This window comes from Acinetobacter sp. Marseille-Q1623, from assembly GCF_902809895.1.
In the GTDB taxonomy this organism is placed as follows: Bacteria; Pseudomonadota; Gammaproteobacteria; order Pseudomonadales; family Moraxellaceae; genus Acinetobacter; species Acinetobacter piscicola_A.
Map to the genome: position 1 here is coordinate 2178141 of NZ_CADDWG010000001.1, position 14627 is coordinate 2192767.

Annotated in this window: 21 protein-coding genes; 14 read left to right on the forward strand and 7 right to left on the reverse strand. The window is 38.6% G+C overall.

Annotation, left to right across the window (positions count from 1 at the left end; genetic code table 11):
* The first annotated feature begins 79 nt into the window (after window positions 1–79).
* From HUV91_RS10300 to secB, 3 genes are read left to right on the forward strand one after another with little or no spacing between them, the layout of a single operon-like run.
* Window positions 80–487 carry a rhodanese-like domain-containing protein gene (locus tag HUV91_RS10300; protein ID WP_111858804.1) on the forward strand — a complete coding sequence of 136 codons (408 nt, stop codon included), beginning with the start codon at window positions 80–82 and terminating at the stop codon, window positions 485–487.
* Window positions 488–503: 16 nt separating this feature from the next.
* Window positions 504–761 carry a glutaredoxin 3 gene (grxC, locus tag HUV91_RS10305; RefSeq protein ID WP_130074081.1) on the forward strand — a complete coding sequence of 86 codons (258 nt, stop codon included), beginning with the start codon at window positions 504–506 and terminating at the stop codon, window positions 759–761.
* 30 nt (window positions 762–791) lie between these two features.
* The gene (gene secB / locus HUV91_RS10310; RefSeq protein ID WP_130074080.1) at window positions 792–1250 is read left to right on the forward strand and encodes a protein-export chaperone SecB; all 459 of its coding nucleotides are present in this window, start codon (window positions 792–794) and stop codon (window positions 1248–1250) included.
* 316 nt (window positions 1251–1566) lie between these two features.
* Here secB and HUV91_RS10315 read toward each other — a convergent pair whose 3' ends face one another.
* Entirely contained in the window at window positions 1567–1941 is a 375-nt protein-coding gene (locus tag HUV91_RS10315) for a cytochrome b562 (protein WP_130074079.1), read from the reverse strand.
* Window positions 1942–2120: 179 nt separating this feature from the next.
* Window positions 2121–3386: a bifunctional phosphopantothenoylcysteine decarboxylase/phosphopantothenate--cysteine ligase CoaBC gene (gene coaBC / locus HUV91_RS10320; protein WP_174493335.1), complete on the reverse strand. Its 1266-nt coding sequence runs from the start codon at window positions 3384–3386 to the stop codon at window positions 2121–2123.
* A 113-nt stretch (window positions 3387–3499) separates the two neighbouring features.
* Between coaBC and radC the strand changes: the two genes are divergently transcribed.
* On the forward strand, window positions 3500–4237 hold the full coding sequence (gene radC, locus HUV91_RS10325) for a RadC family protein (RefSeq protein ID WP_174493336.1): 738 nt from the start codon (window positions 3500–3502) through the stop codon (window positions 4235–4237).
* Window positions 4238–4276: 39 nt separating this feature from the next.
* The gene (locus tag HUV91_RS10330; RefSeq protein WP_130074076.1) at window positions 4277–5188 is read left to right on the forward strand and encodes a bestrophin family protein; all 912 of its coding nucleotides are present in this window, start codon (window positions 4277–4279) and stop codon (window positions 5186–5188) included.
* An 80-nt stretch (window positions 5189–5268) separates the two neighbouring features.
* Here HUV91_RS10330 and HUV91_RS10335 read toward each other — a convergent pair whose 3' ends face one another.
* Entirely contained in the window at window positions 5269–6120 is an 852-nt protein-coding gene (locus HUV91_RS10335; RefSeq protein ID WP_174493337.1) for a PHP domain-containing protein, read from the reverse strand.
* 47 nt (window positions 6121–6167) lie between these two features.
* Here HUV91_RS10335 and HUV91_RS10340 point away from each other — a divergent pair, with 47 nt between their 5' ends.
* The 4 genes from HUV91_RS10340 to mnmC all read left to right on the forward strand — a co-directional run bounded on the left by HUV91_RS10340 (window position 6168) and on the right by mnmC (window position 9591).
* On the forward strand, window positions 6168–6779 hold the full coding sequence (locus HUV91_RS10340; RefSeq protein WP_130074074.1) for an inner membrane-spanning protein YciB: 612 nt from the start codon (window positions 6168–6170) through the stop codon (window positions 6777–6779).
* 14 nt (window positions 6780–6793) lie between these two features.
* Window positions 6794–7096 carry a YciI family protein gene (locus tag HUV91_RS10345; protein WP_130074073.1) on the forward strand — a complete coding sequence of 101 codons (303 nt, stop codon included), beginning with the start codon at window positions 6794–6796 and terminating at the stop codon, window positions 7094–7096.
* A gap of 4 nt (window positions 7097–7100) precedes the next feature.
* Window positions 7101–7598: a hypothetical protein gene (locus tag HUV91_RS10350; protein WP_174493338.1), complete on the forward strand. Its 498-nt coding sequence runs from the start codon at window positions 7101–7103 to the stop codon at window positions 7596–7598.
* Window positions 7599–7659: 61 nt separating this feature from the next.
* Window positions 7660–9591: an FAD-dependent 5-carboxymethylaminomethyl-2-thiouridine(34) oxidoreductase MnmC gene (gene mnmC / locus HUV91_RS10355; protein WP_174493339.1), complete on the forward strand. Its 1932-nt coding sequence runs from the start codon at window positions 7660–7662 to the stop codon at window positions 9589–9591.
* Between the two features lie 75 nt (window positions 9592–9666).
* Here mnmC and HUV91_RS10360 read toward each other — a convergent pair whose 3' ends face one another.
* The gene (locus HUV91_RS10360) at window positions 9667–9981 is read right to left on the reverse strand and encodes a rhodanese-like domain-containing protein (RefSeq protein WP_130074070.1); all 315 of its coding nucleotides are present in this window, start codon (window positions 9979–9981) and stop codon (window positions 9667–9669) included.
* Between the two features lie 91 nt (window positions 9982–10072).
* Between HUV91_RS10360 and HUV91_RS10365 the strand changes: the two genes are divergently transcribed.
* From HUV91_RS10365 to HUV91_RS10375, 3 genes are all read left to right on the forward strand, one after another.
* Window positions 10073–10561 (forward strand): YajQ family cyclic di-GMP-binding protein, encoded by a 489-nt coding sequence (locus tag HUV91_RS10365; RefSeq protein ID WP_130074069.1) that lies wholly within the window; start codon window positions 10073–10075, stop codon window positions 10559–10561.
* Window positions 10562–10584: 23 nt separating this feature from the next.
* Entirely contained in the window at window positions 10585–11088 is a 504-nt protein-coding gene (locus tag HUV91_RS10370; protein ID WP_130074068.1) for a DUF4442 domain-containing protein, read from the forward strand.
* Window positions 11089–11220: 132 nt separating this feature from the next.
* Window positions 11221–11733 carry a nuclear transport factor 2 family protein gene (locus tag HUV91_RS10375; RefSeq protein WP_174493340.1) on the forward strand — a complete coding sequence of 171 codons (513 nt, stop codon included), beginning with the start codon at window positions 11221–11223 and terminating at the stop codon, window positions 11731–11733.
* 78 nt (window positions 11734–11811) lie between these two features.
* Here HUV91_RS10375 and HUV91_RS10380 read toward each other — a convergent pair whose 3' ends face one another.
* The 3 genes from HUV91_RS10380 to HUV91_RS10390 all read right to left on the reverse strand — a co-directional run bounded on the left by HUV91_RS10380 (window position 11812) and on the right by HUV91_RS10390 (window position 13583).
* A complete protein-coding gene (locus HUV91_RS10380) occupies window positions 11812–12180 on the reverse strand; it encodes an acyl-CoA thioesterase (RefSeq protein WP_416332289.1) in 369 nt (122 codons plus the stop codon).
* A 78-nt stretch (window positions 12181–12258) separates the two neighbouring features.
* Entirely contained in the window at window positions 12259–12687 is a 429-nt protein-coding gene (trxC, locus tag HUV91_RS10385) for a thioredoxin TrxC (protein ID WP_174493341.1), read from the reverse strand.
* Entirely contained in the window at window positions 12684–13583 is a 900-nt protein-coding gene (locus HUV91_RS10390) for an alpha/beta hydrolase (protein ID WP_174493342.1), read from the reverse strand. The genes trxC and HUV91_RS10390 overlap by 4 nt, the downstream gene beginning before the upstream one ends.
* A 124-nt stretch (window positions 13584–13707) precedes the next feature.
* On the opposite strand from HUV91_RS10390, the gene HUV91_RS10395 reads away from it, so the two are divergent.
* Both HUV91_RS10395 and HUV91_RS10400 read left to right on the forward strand, forming a co-directional pair.
* Complete coding sequence (locus tag HUV91_RS10395; protein ID WP_174493343.1) at window positions 13708–14043, forward strand: TIGR01244 family sulfur transferase; 336 nt, start codon at window positions 13708–13710, stop codon at window positions 14041–14043.
* On the forward strand, window positions 14036–14458 hold the full coding sequence (locus HUV91_RS10400) for a beta-lactamase hydrolase domain-containing protein (protein ID WP_130074062.1): 423 nt from the start codon (window positions 14036–14038) through the stop codon (window positions 14456–14458). The genes HUV91_RS10395 and HUV91_RS10400 overlap by 8 nt, the downstream gene beginning before the upstream one ends.
* Window positions 14459–14627: the final 169 nt, after the last annotated feature.

A 14627-nucleotide genomic window follows, 5' to 3' on the forward strand; every position in this document is an offset into this window, starting at 1 on the left:
CTAGCCTTGAAGCAGTGATTTTGATCACCATATATATAGGCTATACTCGACACAAATTTTGATTGTAATTAGGTGAATTGTGGAACGTTGGTTTGAGTTTATGGGGAATCACCCCTTCTTATTTGGTGTTTTAGGGGTTCTGATCATTTTGTTCTTCGTATTTGAAGGTCAACGCAGTGGTCGTAAAATCTCTCCTCAATCACTCGGTATTTTAGTGAAAGCAAAAAATGCCATGTTGATCGATTTACGTGATGCCAAAGATTTTAAAGAAGGTCATATCAGCGGTAGTCGCAATATCCCTTACAGCAAAATTACAAGTCATTTAGAAGAGTTAAAAACTGCTGATCGTCCATTGGTCTTTATTTGTAATATGGGTCAAGTTGCAGGCAGTGCATTGCAACAAGTCGGTCATACAGATAGTTACCGCTTAGACGGTGGTATTAGCAATTGGAAAGCCCAAGGCTTACCATTGATCAAAGCGAAATAAGTTTAAGGAGTTGAAAATGACTGCTAATGTAATTGTATATTCTACAGTTTCTTGCCCATATTGCGTTCGAGCAAAACAACTTCTTGAACGTAAAGGTATTGAGTTTAAAGAAATTAATCTTTCAAATGAAGCACCTGAAGTTCGTGTAGAACTCATGCAACGTACAAAACATCGTACAGTGCCACAAATTTTTATTAAAGATCAATTCATCGGTGGGTTTGACCAACTTTATGCGCTTGAAAAAGCTGGCAAACTTGACGAATTACTCGCTTAATCACTTCATAATATTTAAGGAATATAAAGAATGAGTGAAGAACAACAAGCTCAACCACAACTTGCTTTAGAACGTTTATATGCAAAAGACTTATCTTTTGAAGTTCCTGGGGCGCAAGTTTTTACTAAAGAATGGCAACCTGAGCTGAACATCAATTTGTCTTCTTCTGCTGAAAAAGTAGACCCAACACACTTCGAAGTTTCTTTGAAAGTGGTTGTTCAAGCGAACAATGGTGGTGAGACTGCTTTTATCGTTGATGCAACACAAGCGGGTATTTTCCTGATTGATGGAATCGAAGAAGAACGCTTACCTTACATTTTAGGTGCTTACTGCCCGAACATTTTGTTCCCATTCCTTCGTGAAGCGGTGAATGATCTTGTCACTAAAGGTAGCTTCCCACAATTACTTCTTACTCCGATCAATTTTGATGCTGAGTTTGAAGCAAATATGGAACGTGCTCAAGCCGCTGCTGCTGAAGGTCAAGCTTAATTTTTTCGAATTAAGTGTTGATTGAAAGACCGCTTTATGCGGTCTTTTTTATGACAAATTTAAAAATGACTAAAGCTTTATATCTGGTTGTTCATCAGAGCTATTTATAGCTTGGTTTATTTAAACGACTCCGTAAACACCCTCTTTAACTTCCTAAGCCTCAATTGTAGGATTATTTTCTTACTTATCTTATCGATAAAAAGATTGAAATACTTTTAGATTATCCGTACTTTTCTCATATTTCATGTCATAAAAAACCGCATCTTAATGCGGTTTTAAAGGAAGCAGGTTTAACGCGGTGCTTCAACTGATCAATTTAACGATAAATTTTATGCCCTTGATCACGAATCTCAGCAATTTTCTTTGCTTCTATTTTAGCATGGTCTAAGTGACCACCTTTTACCAGCGATTGAGTTTTATCAATTTCTGCAATAATCTGATCATATAATTGCGTTGAGGTGACCGCTTGTGCTTCGCCACGACCTTTGAGTTTAACTTTTTTAGCGTCATTTGCAGCTAGGCGCATATTATCTAAAGCTTTATTGGCTTCAGCAGCATTATTACTCTGATTAAATGCTTTGTAATTCTTTGCAAGTGTTTTCATATTCTCTTCTAGACTTGCAGCAAAGCTCATAGAACTCATGACACATGTTGAAGCAAGTAGAAAAGTGGCTAAAGTTTTTTTGATCATCTCGATCATCCTTTAAAACTGTGGCTGTCAATAAAAATTAAATAGCGCAATACTGTTATATTTATTGTCCATTTATATGCTTAAACATAAGTTAAAATCATTCAAAATTGCAAATAAAAAATGCAACGGATTCGTTGCATTTTCTTAGACTAATTGCATCTAAAATCTTAAATAAACGATTAAACAGGCTCTATTTCATGATGTAAGGCATCGTGAATTGCTTCAATCAGTTGCTGCGCAATCTCCTGTTTTGATGCTTTTTCTAGATCACGTTTTTCCATTTGGTATTGCTCTGCAAAAAATACGGTCATGGCGTTTTGATCTGACGCAAAACCAATATCTGCACGGGATACATCATTACAAGCAATCATATCGAGCTTTTTAGCCACCAATTTTCCTGCAGCATATTCTTCAACATGACGTGTTTCTGCTGCAAAACCCACCATAAATGGACGTTTCTTTTGCTGTGCAATCGTTGCCACAATGTCGGGATTTTTAATCAATGCGACATTGAGCTCATCACCCGCTTTTTTAATTTTATGTTCAGCAACTTCAGCCACTCTATAGTCTGCTACGGCTGCTGTCGCAATAAAAATATCACAGCCTTCTTCAAGCTGTTTCATGCTTTCATCTAGCATCTTTAAGGCAGATGAAACATTAATACGTTTTACACCATTTGGTGTATCTAAGCTCACAGGACCTGCTAACAATGTCACTTTGGCTCCTGCACTATAACATGCTGCTGCAATCGCAAAGCCCATTTTGCCAGTACTATGATTTGAGATATAACGCACGGGATCAATCGCTTCACGTGTTGGCCCTGCCGTAATTGTCACTCGTTTCCCTGCCAATAAACCAAATTTTTCTGCAATCGCTCTTTGTGCTTGATGGAAATAGTCTTTGACTTGATCTGCTAAATGCTCAGGTTCAGGCATACGTCCTAAGCCAACATCTCCACAAGCTTGTGAACCTGCATCAGGCATAATGACATGTACACCATCTTCAACCAGAGTATTTAAATTACGCTGCGTTGCTTTGGCTGCCCACATTTGCTGATTCATCGCAGGTGCAACCCAAACTGGCGCTTTGGTTGCTAAATATAAAGTGCTGAGTAAATCGTCTGCTAAACCAGCCGCAAACTTAGCAAGGGTGTCACAACTTGCAGGGGCAACAAGAAGCAAATCTGCCCAACGTGCCAGCTCAATATGCCCCATACCTGCTTCAGCTTCTGGGTTTAATAATTCAGTATGGACGGGATTTCCCGACAACGCTTGAAATGTTAATGGGGTAATAAATGCTTGAGCGCCATGGGTCATCACCACACGCACGTTAAAACCGTAATCCTTTAAACGGCGGACGAGAATGGCACTTTTATATGCGGCAATTCCGCCTGTGACAGCGAGAAGAATATTTTTATTAGAAAATACACTGAGATCGAAACTCACGATCAAGTCACCTTTCTGTTGCAGTGGCGCTCACAATAGCATTAAATAATCTAGATCCCAAGACATTCACTTGGGAAATTGAAAAGTAAAATAAATCAAAATAGTGAATAATAATGAATAATTCCACTAAAACGACATCAATTAAACAATGGCCTGAACAAGAACGTCCAAGAGAACGTTTACTCAACCAAGGGGCTGAAAGCTTGTCTGATGCTGAGCTTTTAGCAATTTTCCTACGTTCAGGCTCAAAACAACATTCTGCTGTAGAGTTGGCACGTATACTCATCCAACATTTTGGGCATCTCAATGCCGTATTTGATGCAACATCTGATGAAATTAAACAGTTTCATGGTATTGCAGATACCAAATACTCTCAGCTCATGGCAGTTAAAGAACTTGGACGACGTTATCTCAAACAACAACTCTATCAAGGGGTCGATTTAAGTCGCTCCGATTTAATTGGAGATTATCTACGTTATGAATTACTTGGTGAACGTCAGGAAGTCTTTGCCGTTCTATGTTTGGACAGCCAATTACGCAAACTTAGCTTTAAAAAATTATTTTATGGTTCAACTAACTATTGTGATATTTCAATCAATCAACTATTACGCTACGCCATACAAAAACAAGCCAGTTTTATTGTAATCGCACACAATCATCCCAACGGTGCTGCCCAACCTTCTATCGCTGATCAGCAGCTTACTCAACAGATTTTAAAAGCATGTCAGCTTGTGGAAATACAATTGCTTGATCATATCATTGTCACAACAACACAAAATTATTCATTTGCTGAACATCAACAAATCATTACCACGGGTTTTGTACCAAATCATATTGACAATAACCATTAATGTGAGGAAGATCATAGAAAAATAACAGATTCGATTTACATGATTGTTCGGGAACAAAACGACACTTTTAAACTACTTTTTTCATGGCGTGGTACGATTTTACCCAAGGTTTTACCGCCTTTAGGTTTTGTCATGCTGATTTCTGCGATCGTAGGAGGAATTGAATATACGGGTTTATATCGTTTCCCTGAATTACCTTTAGTCGGATTTACTTTAATCGGTGTGGTACTTTCAATTTTTTTAGGCTTTAAAAATACAGCTTGTTATGATCGTTGGTGGGAAGCCCGAAAACTTTGGGGAATGTTGATTGCCAATGCACGACATTTTGACCGAGACTGTCGTATGTTTCCTCAAGGTCGTCGTGAACGTATCATTCAACATGTGATTGTTTTTGCAAATGTATTACGCGACCGCCTACGCCATCAAACCGCAAGTCCAGATGTTTTAGTTGAAACCAGTGGTATGAGCCAACAGGCTTTAAAACAACTCTATCAACAATCTAATGCACCTCAATACACGCTCAGCCTAATCCAATGGGAACTGATGCAAGCGCTAAAAGAAGGTGAAATTTCCGATATTATTTATACTCAGCTCAATGAGCATGTCAATGAACTCAGCCTCGTACAAACAGGTTGTGACCGTATTGCCACCACGCCTTTGCCCTTTGCTTATTCTGTGTTGCTCAATCGTACTGTCTATTTCTTCTGTTTTATGCTGCCCTTTAGTTTGGGCTCATTATTGGGGTTAGGTACACCACTTTTGGTCGGAATTTTAGCATACACATTTTTAGGCTTGGATGCTTTAAGCTCTGAAATTGAAGAACCTTTTGGTACCCAAAGCAATGATTTACCTTTAGATGCAATGGTACGTACAATAGAAATCGAGCTTTTAGGCACTTTAGGTAAGCCAACACCACCGCCCATTCAGGCACAGGATCATAATTTGTTGTAATGTATATTTTCCCTGTTCTTGATTTTAATTCATATCAACGTTCCCTTCTAAATCGTGAGAATGCTATTAAAAAAGATAACTTAACGAAAATACTCCCAAATCCCCACTTGTCCTTCTTTTACACGTGGAATATTACCGAGTTTAATCCAAGGCATATGACTGCCATGAAAATCACTTCCGATAGAAACTTTTAATGCAAATTGTGCAATCATCCGATCTACCATTTGTCGGGTAGATAAAGTTTCGATCGCAGGTGGCAGCTCGACAGCATCCCCCCCAAATTGGGCAAAAATCTCAATCAAATAACGAATATTCGTTGCTGATAAATCATAACGTGTGGGGTGTGCCAAAACAGCAAAACCTTGGCTGTCATGAATCACTTGAATGGTTTCTGCCAAACCTAAACCATCAAATTTTACATAGGCTTTTTTACCTTCTTTGATATATTTATCAAATGCTTGTTGTACCCGACTCACAATGCCTTTTTGCACCAATATTTTAGCAATATGGGTACGTGTCACTCGATCTGCCTCACCCTCTACCATCAATAAAACTTCAGGATAAATATCCTGCCCAATGAGGGGGATAAGTAATTGGCAAATTTTTTCGGCACGTTCAGCACGAATACGTTTTTGTTCGGCAAGTAATTTCTCTAATGGCGCAGGATTTTGCATATTCAGCGCCACAATATGCACACCATAGGTTTTTTTAGTGGCAGGACGTGACCATTGACTTGAGATTTCTACACCTGAAATCAGTTGCATGCCTAAGGCATCAGCACATTTTTTCGCACGTTGTACACCATCCATCGTATCATGGTCAGTCAATGCAAAGGTCTTTATTCCCAATGCATGTGCAGCTTCAATCAGCTCTTCAGGTGTAAGTGTTCCATCTGAAATATTACTATGCGTATGTAAATCGACACCAATCATTGTTTGTATTATGCTAAGTCACCAAAATTTGATGACTCTACTGTAGCATGAAAGCGCTATTTGATTATTTACCAATTATTATCTTCTTTTATTTTTATAAAACGACAGATCCCAAAGATAACCATCACCCATTATTAGAATTAGTGGGAAGTACAGGCAATGCAGACCAAAACCATATTTTAGTTGCAACCTGTGCCTTATTAATCTCAACCTTAGTGGTTTATGGGTGCTTATTCTTCGCACAAAAATTCAGACTGGAAAAAATGCAATGGTTTATTGTCATTATGTCTGTCATTTTTGGTGGAATTACCCTCGCATTTAGTGATGTGACCTATATCAAACTTAAAGCAGTCATCTTAAATTTAGGCATTGGTATTGGCTTTTTAGTTACACCATTCTTCAATAAAGAACGTTTACCAATTATTCAAAAAATGTTAGGTTCGATGCTTGAACTCACACGCCAAGGTTGGATGCGCTTGAACTGGGCATGGTGTGGTCAATTCTTCCTACTCGCTGCTTTACATTACTTTTTCGGTTTCTTGTATATGAATGGCAAATATTGGGGCGAATTTACCGCTTTTGGCGATATTATCGTATCCTTGAGCTACCTTGCTGTTATACTATTTTGCTTGCGAAAACATTTTAAATCTTCAGAGTAAATCAGGTTTTTTCCATGCCTTTATTTGTGATTACCTGTACCGATCGAGATGGTACAGTTGAAAAACGTCTTGCTGTGCGTCCTCAACATTTGGCACGTTTAGAAAAATTAGATGCCGAAGGTCGCGTCATTGTCGCAGGCGCTATGCCCAAAGACCGTGAGAATCCACAAGCAGGTTTTTATGGTAGTACCATGATTTTAGATTTTGAAAGTCGTGAAGCATTGGATGAATGGTTGCAGGATGAACCTTTTGTCAAAGAAGGTGTGTATAGCCACGTTGATGTTAAACCATTTAACAAAGCTCTACCAAAAGGATAAGCCAATGCGTGTTGTTGTCCAAAGTTTATTGGGTTTTTCTTTATTCTGCTCGTCTGTCGTTTGGGCAGAACCGACAGCTACAACACCAACCAATCAAGCTGCACAAATTACTGCGGCAACGCCTCCCCCAAAACCCTCTATTCTGCCTGCGGTTGCGGGTGCTAATGCGATTGTACAAAATCAAGCGCAAGCACAGGAAAATAAACCATTAACCGCAGAACAGATCATCAAAGAAAAAGCCGCGCAAGATGCCAAAGTCAAAGCTTTGGTCAAAGATCAAGCGACTCGCTTACAGCAGCTTGAAAAAGCCAATTTGGAAGCATTATCACAAAACCAAGAATTACAATTGAAAAATGACAATCTTGGTGTGCAAGTTCAAGTTTTACAGAGTGAACAAAGTGCACAAATGTTTTTATACGGCGCCGCAACCATTGCTGTGGGTGTATTATTAGGCTTCTTGATTGCCAGTTATATCTATACCAAGCGTCGTCGTCAATGGTAAGCCACTGACCTCACCGACTTGATTTAAGCGTTTTATTTAAAATTTCAAAAGGTATATAACATTGCCAAATACCATTCAAACTGCTGACTTGGATTGGCAATGTGTTGATGGAATTGAAGTTCCTGTCTCTAAACAATTCGGTGATGTCTATTTTTCCAAAGACAATGGATTACTCGAAACACGCCATGTATTTTTAAATGGCAATGATCTTTCCACCCGCTTAGCCGATTTACATAATTTTGAATATTTCACAGTCGCTGAAACAGGTTTTGGCACAGGTTTAAATATTTTAGCGTTATGGCAACTTTGGCAACAGGTTCGTCCTGATAATCATAGCCATTTACATGCCATCAGTGTTGAAAAATTTCCATTGTCCAAAACGGATCTGATACGTGCTTTAAATGCTTGGGATGAACTCAAGCCTTTAGCAGATCAACTGATTCAGCAGTACCCTTTACCTCTTGCGGGTTGTCATCGTCTAAACTTTCCATCTGAGCGCTTTTCCATTGATTTATGGCTCGGTGACGCACAGGATGTTTTCCCCATCATTCCAAAAACCACATCGGTGAATGCATGGTTTTTAGATGGTTTTGCACCCTCGTGTAATCCTGATTTATGGGCAGAACATATTTTCAATCATGTCGTGCGTTTATCTAATTATGGGACGAGCTTTGCCTCATTCAGTGTTGCAGGTGTTTTAAAACGAGCTTTAAAACAACATGGCATTTTTATTTCACGCCCCAAAGGTTTTGGGCATAAACGGGAAATGCTCAAAGCGATTTGGATCAAACCCGAGGCACAATCAGCGCTGCATAACAATGATGATGCAAAGCAACATCAAGAGGTAGTGCAACAAAAATCTGAAACCAATATTGCTCAGTACAACAAACAACGCCATATTGCGATTATAGGCGCAGGAATCGCGGGCTTAAGCTGTGCTTGGGCATTTGCCGAGCGTGGGCATCAAGTGAGCATCTACGACCAATCAGCGCCATTGGCAGGTGCTTCGGGTAATCCCCTCGCGTTACTTAACCCTAAACTCAGTCCGATTGCACAAAGTGCAGATCATCTGATGACCTTATCATGGCAATTTGCACAACATTATTACCCTCAATTTAAAGCCTTTCGGGCAATTTCAGTGCAGCAACTGATTCAAAAAAATCTGCAAGAGGCTTTAGATTTAGTCAATGATTATTCTTCTGAGGTTTTAGAATATTTCACTGCTGAGCAATTAGATCTGCAAACCCACTATGCCAGTGTGCAACTTAAACAGGCAGGTGCAATTTCACCGCAGCAACTACGTGATCAAATCCTTGCGCATGATTTAATTGATTTTAAAATCGCACAGATTGAACAATGCCAAAAATTAGACAATAAACAGGTTCAACTTTCAGATGCACATAAAAATATCTTAGGGCAGTTTGATCATGTTGTGGTGTGCTGCGCACGTGAAAGTCAGAAGTTTTTCTCACACTACCCACGCTTAAGGGCCATTCGTGGGCAAGTGAGTTGGCTCGAAAATACCGGACTGGCTTTAAATCCCCAACATGCCTACAGTTTTGGTGGTTACTGTATGCAACTCGATGCTGAACATTTGATTTTAGGTGCATCATTCCATCCTGAATGCGATGATTCAGCTTTAGCACAAGCCGACCATGTGCATAACTACGAACTTATCCACAATGCCTTTCCTGCCTATGCTGAAGCATTGCCTCAAATAGATAGTTGGCAAGGGCGTGCCTCTGTACGTGCGCAAACATTGGACTATTTTCCTGTACTTGGGCAAGGCGTAGATGATCTAGAGATGTATACCTTTGCAGGCTTAGGCTCGAAAGGTTTTTTATTTGCACCGCTTTGTAGTGAAATTTTAGCAGCATTGGTTTTAAAGGAAGCCTGCCCTATTTCGCAAAATTTATTGAATATGCTCAGTCCTACACGTGGTCGAAAAAAGATCAGGGTGCGTAAACCTTATTATCAAGCACCACACATTTAACTTTTTGTTTTTATTTACGCTCAGAATTTAAAACCTTTCTCTAATGCCAAAAAAAGCGCCTTACGGCGCTTTTCTTTATGCTTCTTGCTCTAAAGGCAAGCCTGCATCACGTGCTGCACGTGTACCACCCATAAGTACGACATAATCACGAGAGCTATCTAAGCTTTCTAACTTTTCAGCTGCACGTGGGGCTTTACTACCACCGCCACATAAAATGTATATGGGTTGATCCGAATTCACTTGAGTTAAGCTCTCCGCCGATAAATTATCAATAGGCTGATTAACAGCACCTTTGATATGACCTTCAGCATAAGCTTTTTGATCACGAACATCCCAGATAATTGCATTTTCTGGGAACTCAAATGTTGTAATTTCTTGTTTACGGATCATTGCGCACTCCTTTGATGTAAACAACACTTGGCAAATGAAGAAAACATCCCTAGCATCTCAGATATTCTTTCCATTTGTAAAGGTCTAAACTATGCCATCTTTCGATATTGTTTCAGAATTAGAGATTTTTGAAGTAAATCATGCTGTTCAGAACACACAAAAAGAGATTGCGACTCGCTTTGACTTCCGTGGTCAAGACGTTTCGATTGAAATTAATGAAAAAAACAAAGAAATCAAAATTTCAACTGAAAGCGATTTCCAATGTGAACAAGTCTATACTATGCTTGAAAATCATTTCTTTAAACGCAAAATTGACATTCAAGCACTTGATCCACAAAAAATGACAGCTTCAGGTAAAAATGTGATTCAAATCATCAAACTCAAAGATGGTCTTGACTCTGATACTGCAAAAAAAATTAATAAAGCCATTAAAGAAAGTGGTGTTAAAGTGCAATCATCTATTCAAGGTGACAAAATTCGTGTAACTGATAAAAAGCGCGATACTTTACAGCAAGTCATGGCATTTTTAAAAGAACAGCAGTTTGGTGTCCCACTCCAATTCAATAACTTTAAAGACTAAGGTCTTTTCATCAGGGATCTCATATGACTCAGACCAATCGTTTAGCAAAAATCGTCAAAGCAACATCTAAATTGCCTTCAGGTATTCGTAGTACCGTTTTAAGCAAAGCGTTTGGTCGAGTCGTCCCGATGGTGGGAACGGCAAAACTACGTTATATCGACATCACACCCTCACGTGTCGAAGTCAAAATTGAAAATAATAAAAATATGCAAAACCATATCGGACAAGCGCATGCGTGTGCGATGGCCTTAGTGGCAGAAACTGCGACAGGTTTTGTGACAGGTATGAATATTCCTGATTCATGCATCGTCCTCATTAAACATATGAATATTCAGTTTAAACGCCCATCAAAAGGTGGGTTAACTGCGATTGCAACATTAACCGAAGAACAACGTAAGCTCATGCAAGACACCGAAAAAGGTGAAACTGTTGTCGCTGTCACAGTCACAGATGAGTCAGGTCAACAACCTATTGAAGCAGAAATGTTGTGGGCTTGGGTATCAAAAGCACATCTTAAAAACAAATAAATGTAAATAAAACTTACTTTTGAGTAAGTAAAAATTTTACCAAATCACTCAAAATCAGAGACGAATATTCACTATATTCTCTCGTATTTAATCTTCAAGATGGTGTATATAAACATCATCTTGAGAATAATCATGTTACACGCTACTTTAAAAAAAGCGCTTATTTCTAGTGCTATTGTACTGCCATTACTCATCACTGCATGTAGTCAAAGTCCAATACAAAATTCACAATCTTCAGCTACAACAACGGTCACAACTGCACAAAACAGTGCAGAACAAAATAAAAAAATCGTCATCGATTTCTATGAAGGTGTATTTTTAAAACATCAAGTCAAAGAATATGCTGATCGTTATATCGGTGATCAATATATTCAACACAACCCACATGTCCCTGATGGTAAAGCACCATTTGTCAATTATTTCATAGGACATTTCAAAGAGAATCCTGAAGCTAAAAGCGTGATCAAACGTGCTGTTGCAGAAGGAAATCTGGTCTTTTTACATGTACATTCAACACAAAATACACAAGACCGTGGCGTTGCCATTGTCGATATTTTTAGAGTAGAAAATGGTAAAATTGTAGAGCATTGGGATGTACAACAGGCTATTCCTGAACAAAGTGCCAATAGCAATACGATGTTTTAAAGTGAATATTTAAAATCACATAGACATAAAAAATCCCAAACATAATTGGGATTTTTTATTTTTAATCTTTACAAAAAGTTAAGCACTTTTCGATGCAGCATATTGTACTTTCACTTCTTCAGGAATTTGACGTTTATTCCCAGCAACATCGACAGCAACAAAGGTAAAGACGCCTTCTGTTACACGTTTTGCTGAACGAGAACTGTCATGACTATCCCATACTTCAATCTGCATTTGAATTGAGGTATTCCCCACTTTTAAAATCTTCGTATAACAACTAATCACGTCACCGACTTTTACAGGAACTAAAAAAGTCATCTGATTAATTGAAATCGTTGCACAACGTCCTTTACTAAAACGTTCTGCATGAATTGCACCTGCCAAATCCATTTGCGAAACGATCCATCCACCAAAAACATCACCACTCCAGTTGGTATCCGCAGGCATTGCGATGGTTTGAAGGGAAAGCGTACCTTCAGGTTTTACATGAGAATCTGACACATGAACTCCAAATTGGTCAATTAACTAAAAAGATTTTAACTGCTCATCTAACCAATCTTGTAACTGGCTAGAACGTAAAGCGCCGCTTATTCTAGCAATTTCTGTGGTTTTATTCATTAAAACTAACGTTGGAATACTACGAACATTAAATGCACTGCTCAAACGCGGGTTTGCTTCCGTGTCAATTTTAGCAAATACCACCTGTGGATTATGCTTTGCAACTTCTGCAAAATGTGGTGCCATCATTTTACAAGGTCCACACCAATCCGCCCATAAATCAATTAAAATGGGTAAATCACTGTGACTGACAAAATTGCTAAAATTTTGTTCATTTAACTCAATTGGTGCGAGTGGAATAAGCGCTTGATGACATTGACCACACGTGGGTTGTGCATCTAATTTTTCATCAGGTACGCGATTTTTAGCGCCGCAATCTGGGCATACAATGATCATGAGCTCACTCCAATATGTTGATGTAAAAACTCTAATTGGGTCAAAATGGCTTTTTCCAACCATTGCCCATGATAAATATCATAATGAGACATGTTCCATTCGTAATATTTTACAAATGGTGCAATATTTGTTGCTGTTTCACGGCTAGATGAAATAGGAACAACACTGTCTTTTTTCGCCGCAATAAACAACACAGGAATATTAATCCTTCTCACGATTTCAATCGGACGATAGCGAATCAAATTAAAGAACACCCGTGCAGGAACTTCACCACTCCAATAATAATCAGGATTGACTATCGACATATAACCGTTATAGCTGTCCCTTGTCGGAATAAAACACAAACTAAAAGGATGTACCACAGGCAATGTTTTTGGCTGCATCCCTATTTTTGCACTCATATAGTCTTGGCTAGAGAGTTTCAGCGCTTTCGGTAAATGATGAATCGGATAAAGTTTAGCCGTCTCATTACCATCCACAAAAGGAATTTGCACCATGACCGCTTGAATATTTTTCACTTCTGCTGCGAGTGTTAAGACATATCCCCCACTGAGTGATGTTCCCCACAACACCATTTTACGTGAGTTAATACTTTTTTTACTACTCACGTAGGTGATCACTGTTTTCCAATCTTCTAATTGATCGGTCAAGGAAATTTGTTCACGGGGTTGCCCAGTACTCCCCCCCCAATAACGATAATCAAATAGTACAACCGCATAACCTGCTTGAGCAAAACGCTTGGCATATTCGATTAAACGAAATTGTCTTAAGGCTGCAAATCCATGCGCCATCACAATCACTGCTGGTTTTTTTATATTTTTAGGTCTATAGAAATCAGCAGCAATCACCTCCTGACCGCTTGGAACATACAGTGGTTCGACTGTATAAGCGTACATAGGCACTCCATTCCATTATATTTTGTTGGTTTTATCTTATAAATCTACTTCATTACTAAATCGTAATACAAAGCTTAATGCTATGATACTAACATAGTTTTTTTAAATATTGTGGAGCATCATCATGAGTGAAAATGTTGGATTTGCAGGCCAAATTGGTCCTGAACATATTTCCCAAGTTGTTGAAAAAGGTTTTAAATCGATTATTAATAATCGCCCAGATTTAGAAGGTGGTACTGAACAACCAACAAGTGCTCAAATTGAGGAAGCTGCACGTAATGCTGGCTTAGATTATGTACATCAGCCTGTGGTTGCAGGTCAAATTACAGAAGTAGATGTACGTACTTTTGCGAATCATTTTAATGAACTTCCAAAACCTGTGCTAATGTTCTGTCGTACAGGGAATCGTTCAAACAACCTTTACCAACTTGCAAAACAAATGGATCTCTTAGATGACTAAGAAACAATTTACCTTTTGGATTGTTTTTCTTTGTTTTAGTATTTCAAACACTTTTGCAGAAACACTTTTTGATCGAACTACACTGACACCATCAGTCAGTGTAGCGGGGAAAATGACTGTCAATAAATTTCAAGTTTTGCTCACTCAAGGCTTTAAATCTGTCATTGTGAACCGACCTGATAATGAAAGGGGTAATCTTGTTACAGCATCTCAATTGCGTCAAATATCTGAAAAATCTCAAGTCAGTTTGGTTTATCAGCCTGTCATTTCAGGTAAGATCTCACAACAAGATGTCATTGAATTTTCAAAATATTACAATAGTTTACCCAAACCTATTTTAATGATTTGCAAAAGTGGCTCAAGATCAACCTCATTATTTAATCAAGCAAAAGAGGCGGGACTTCTTCATGAATAAAGTCATTTTTGTAATTATGAGTGTTGTACTTTTAAGCGCTTGTAGCAGTATGAATGTTAAACCAACTGTTGGCGTGAGTATGGGGGCGTCGATTTAAATTAGAAGAAATATGATATGGTGCTATTTGCACCATATTTTAACTGTGCTATCTTTACATAATATAAATAAA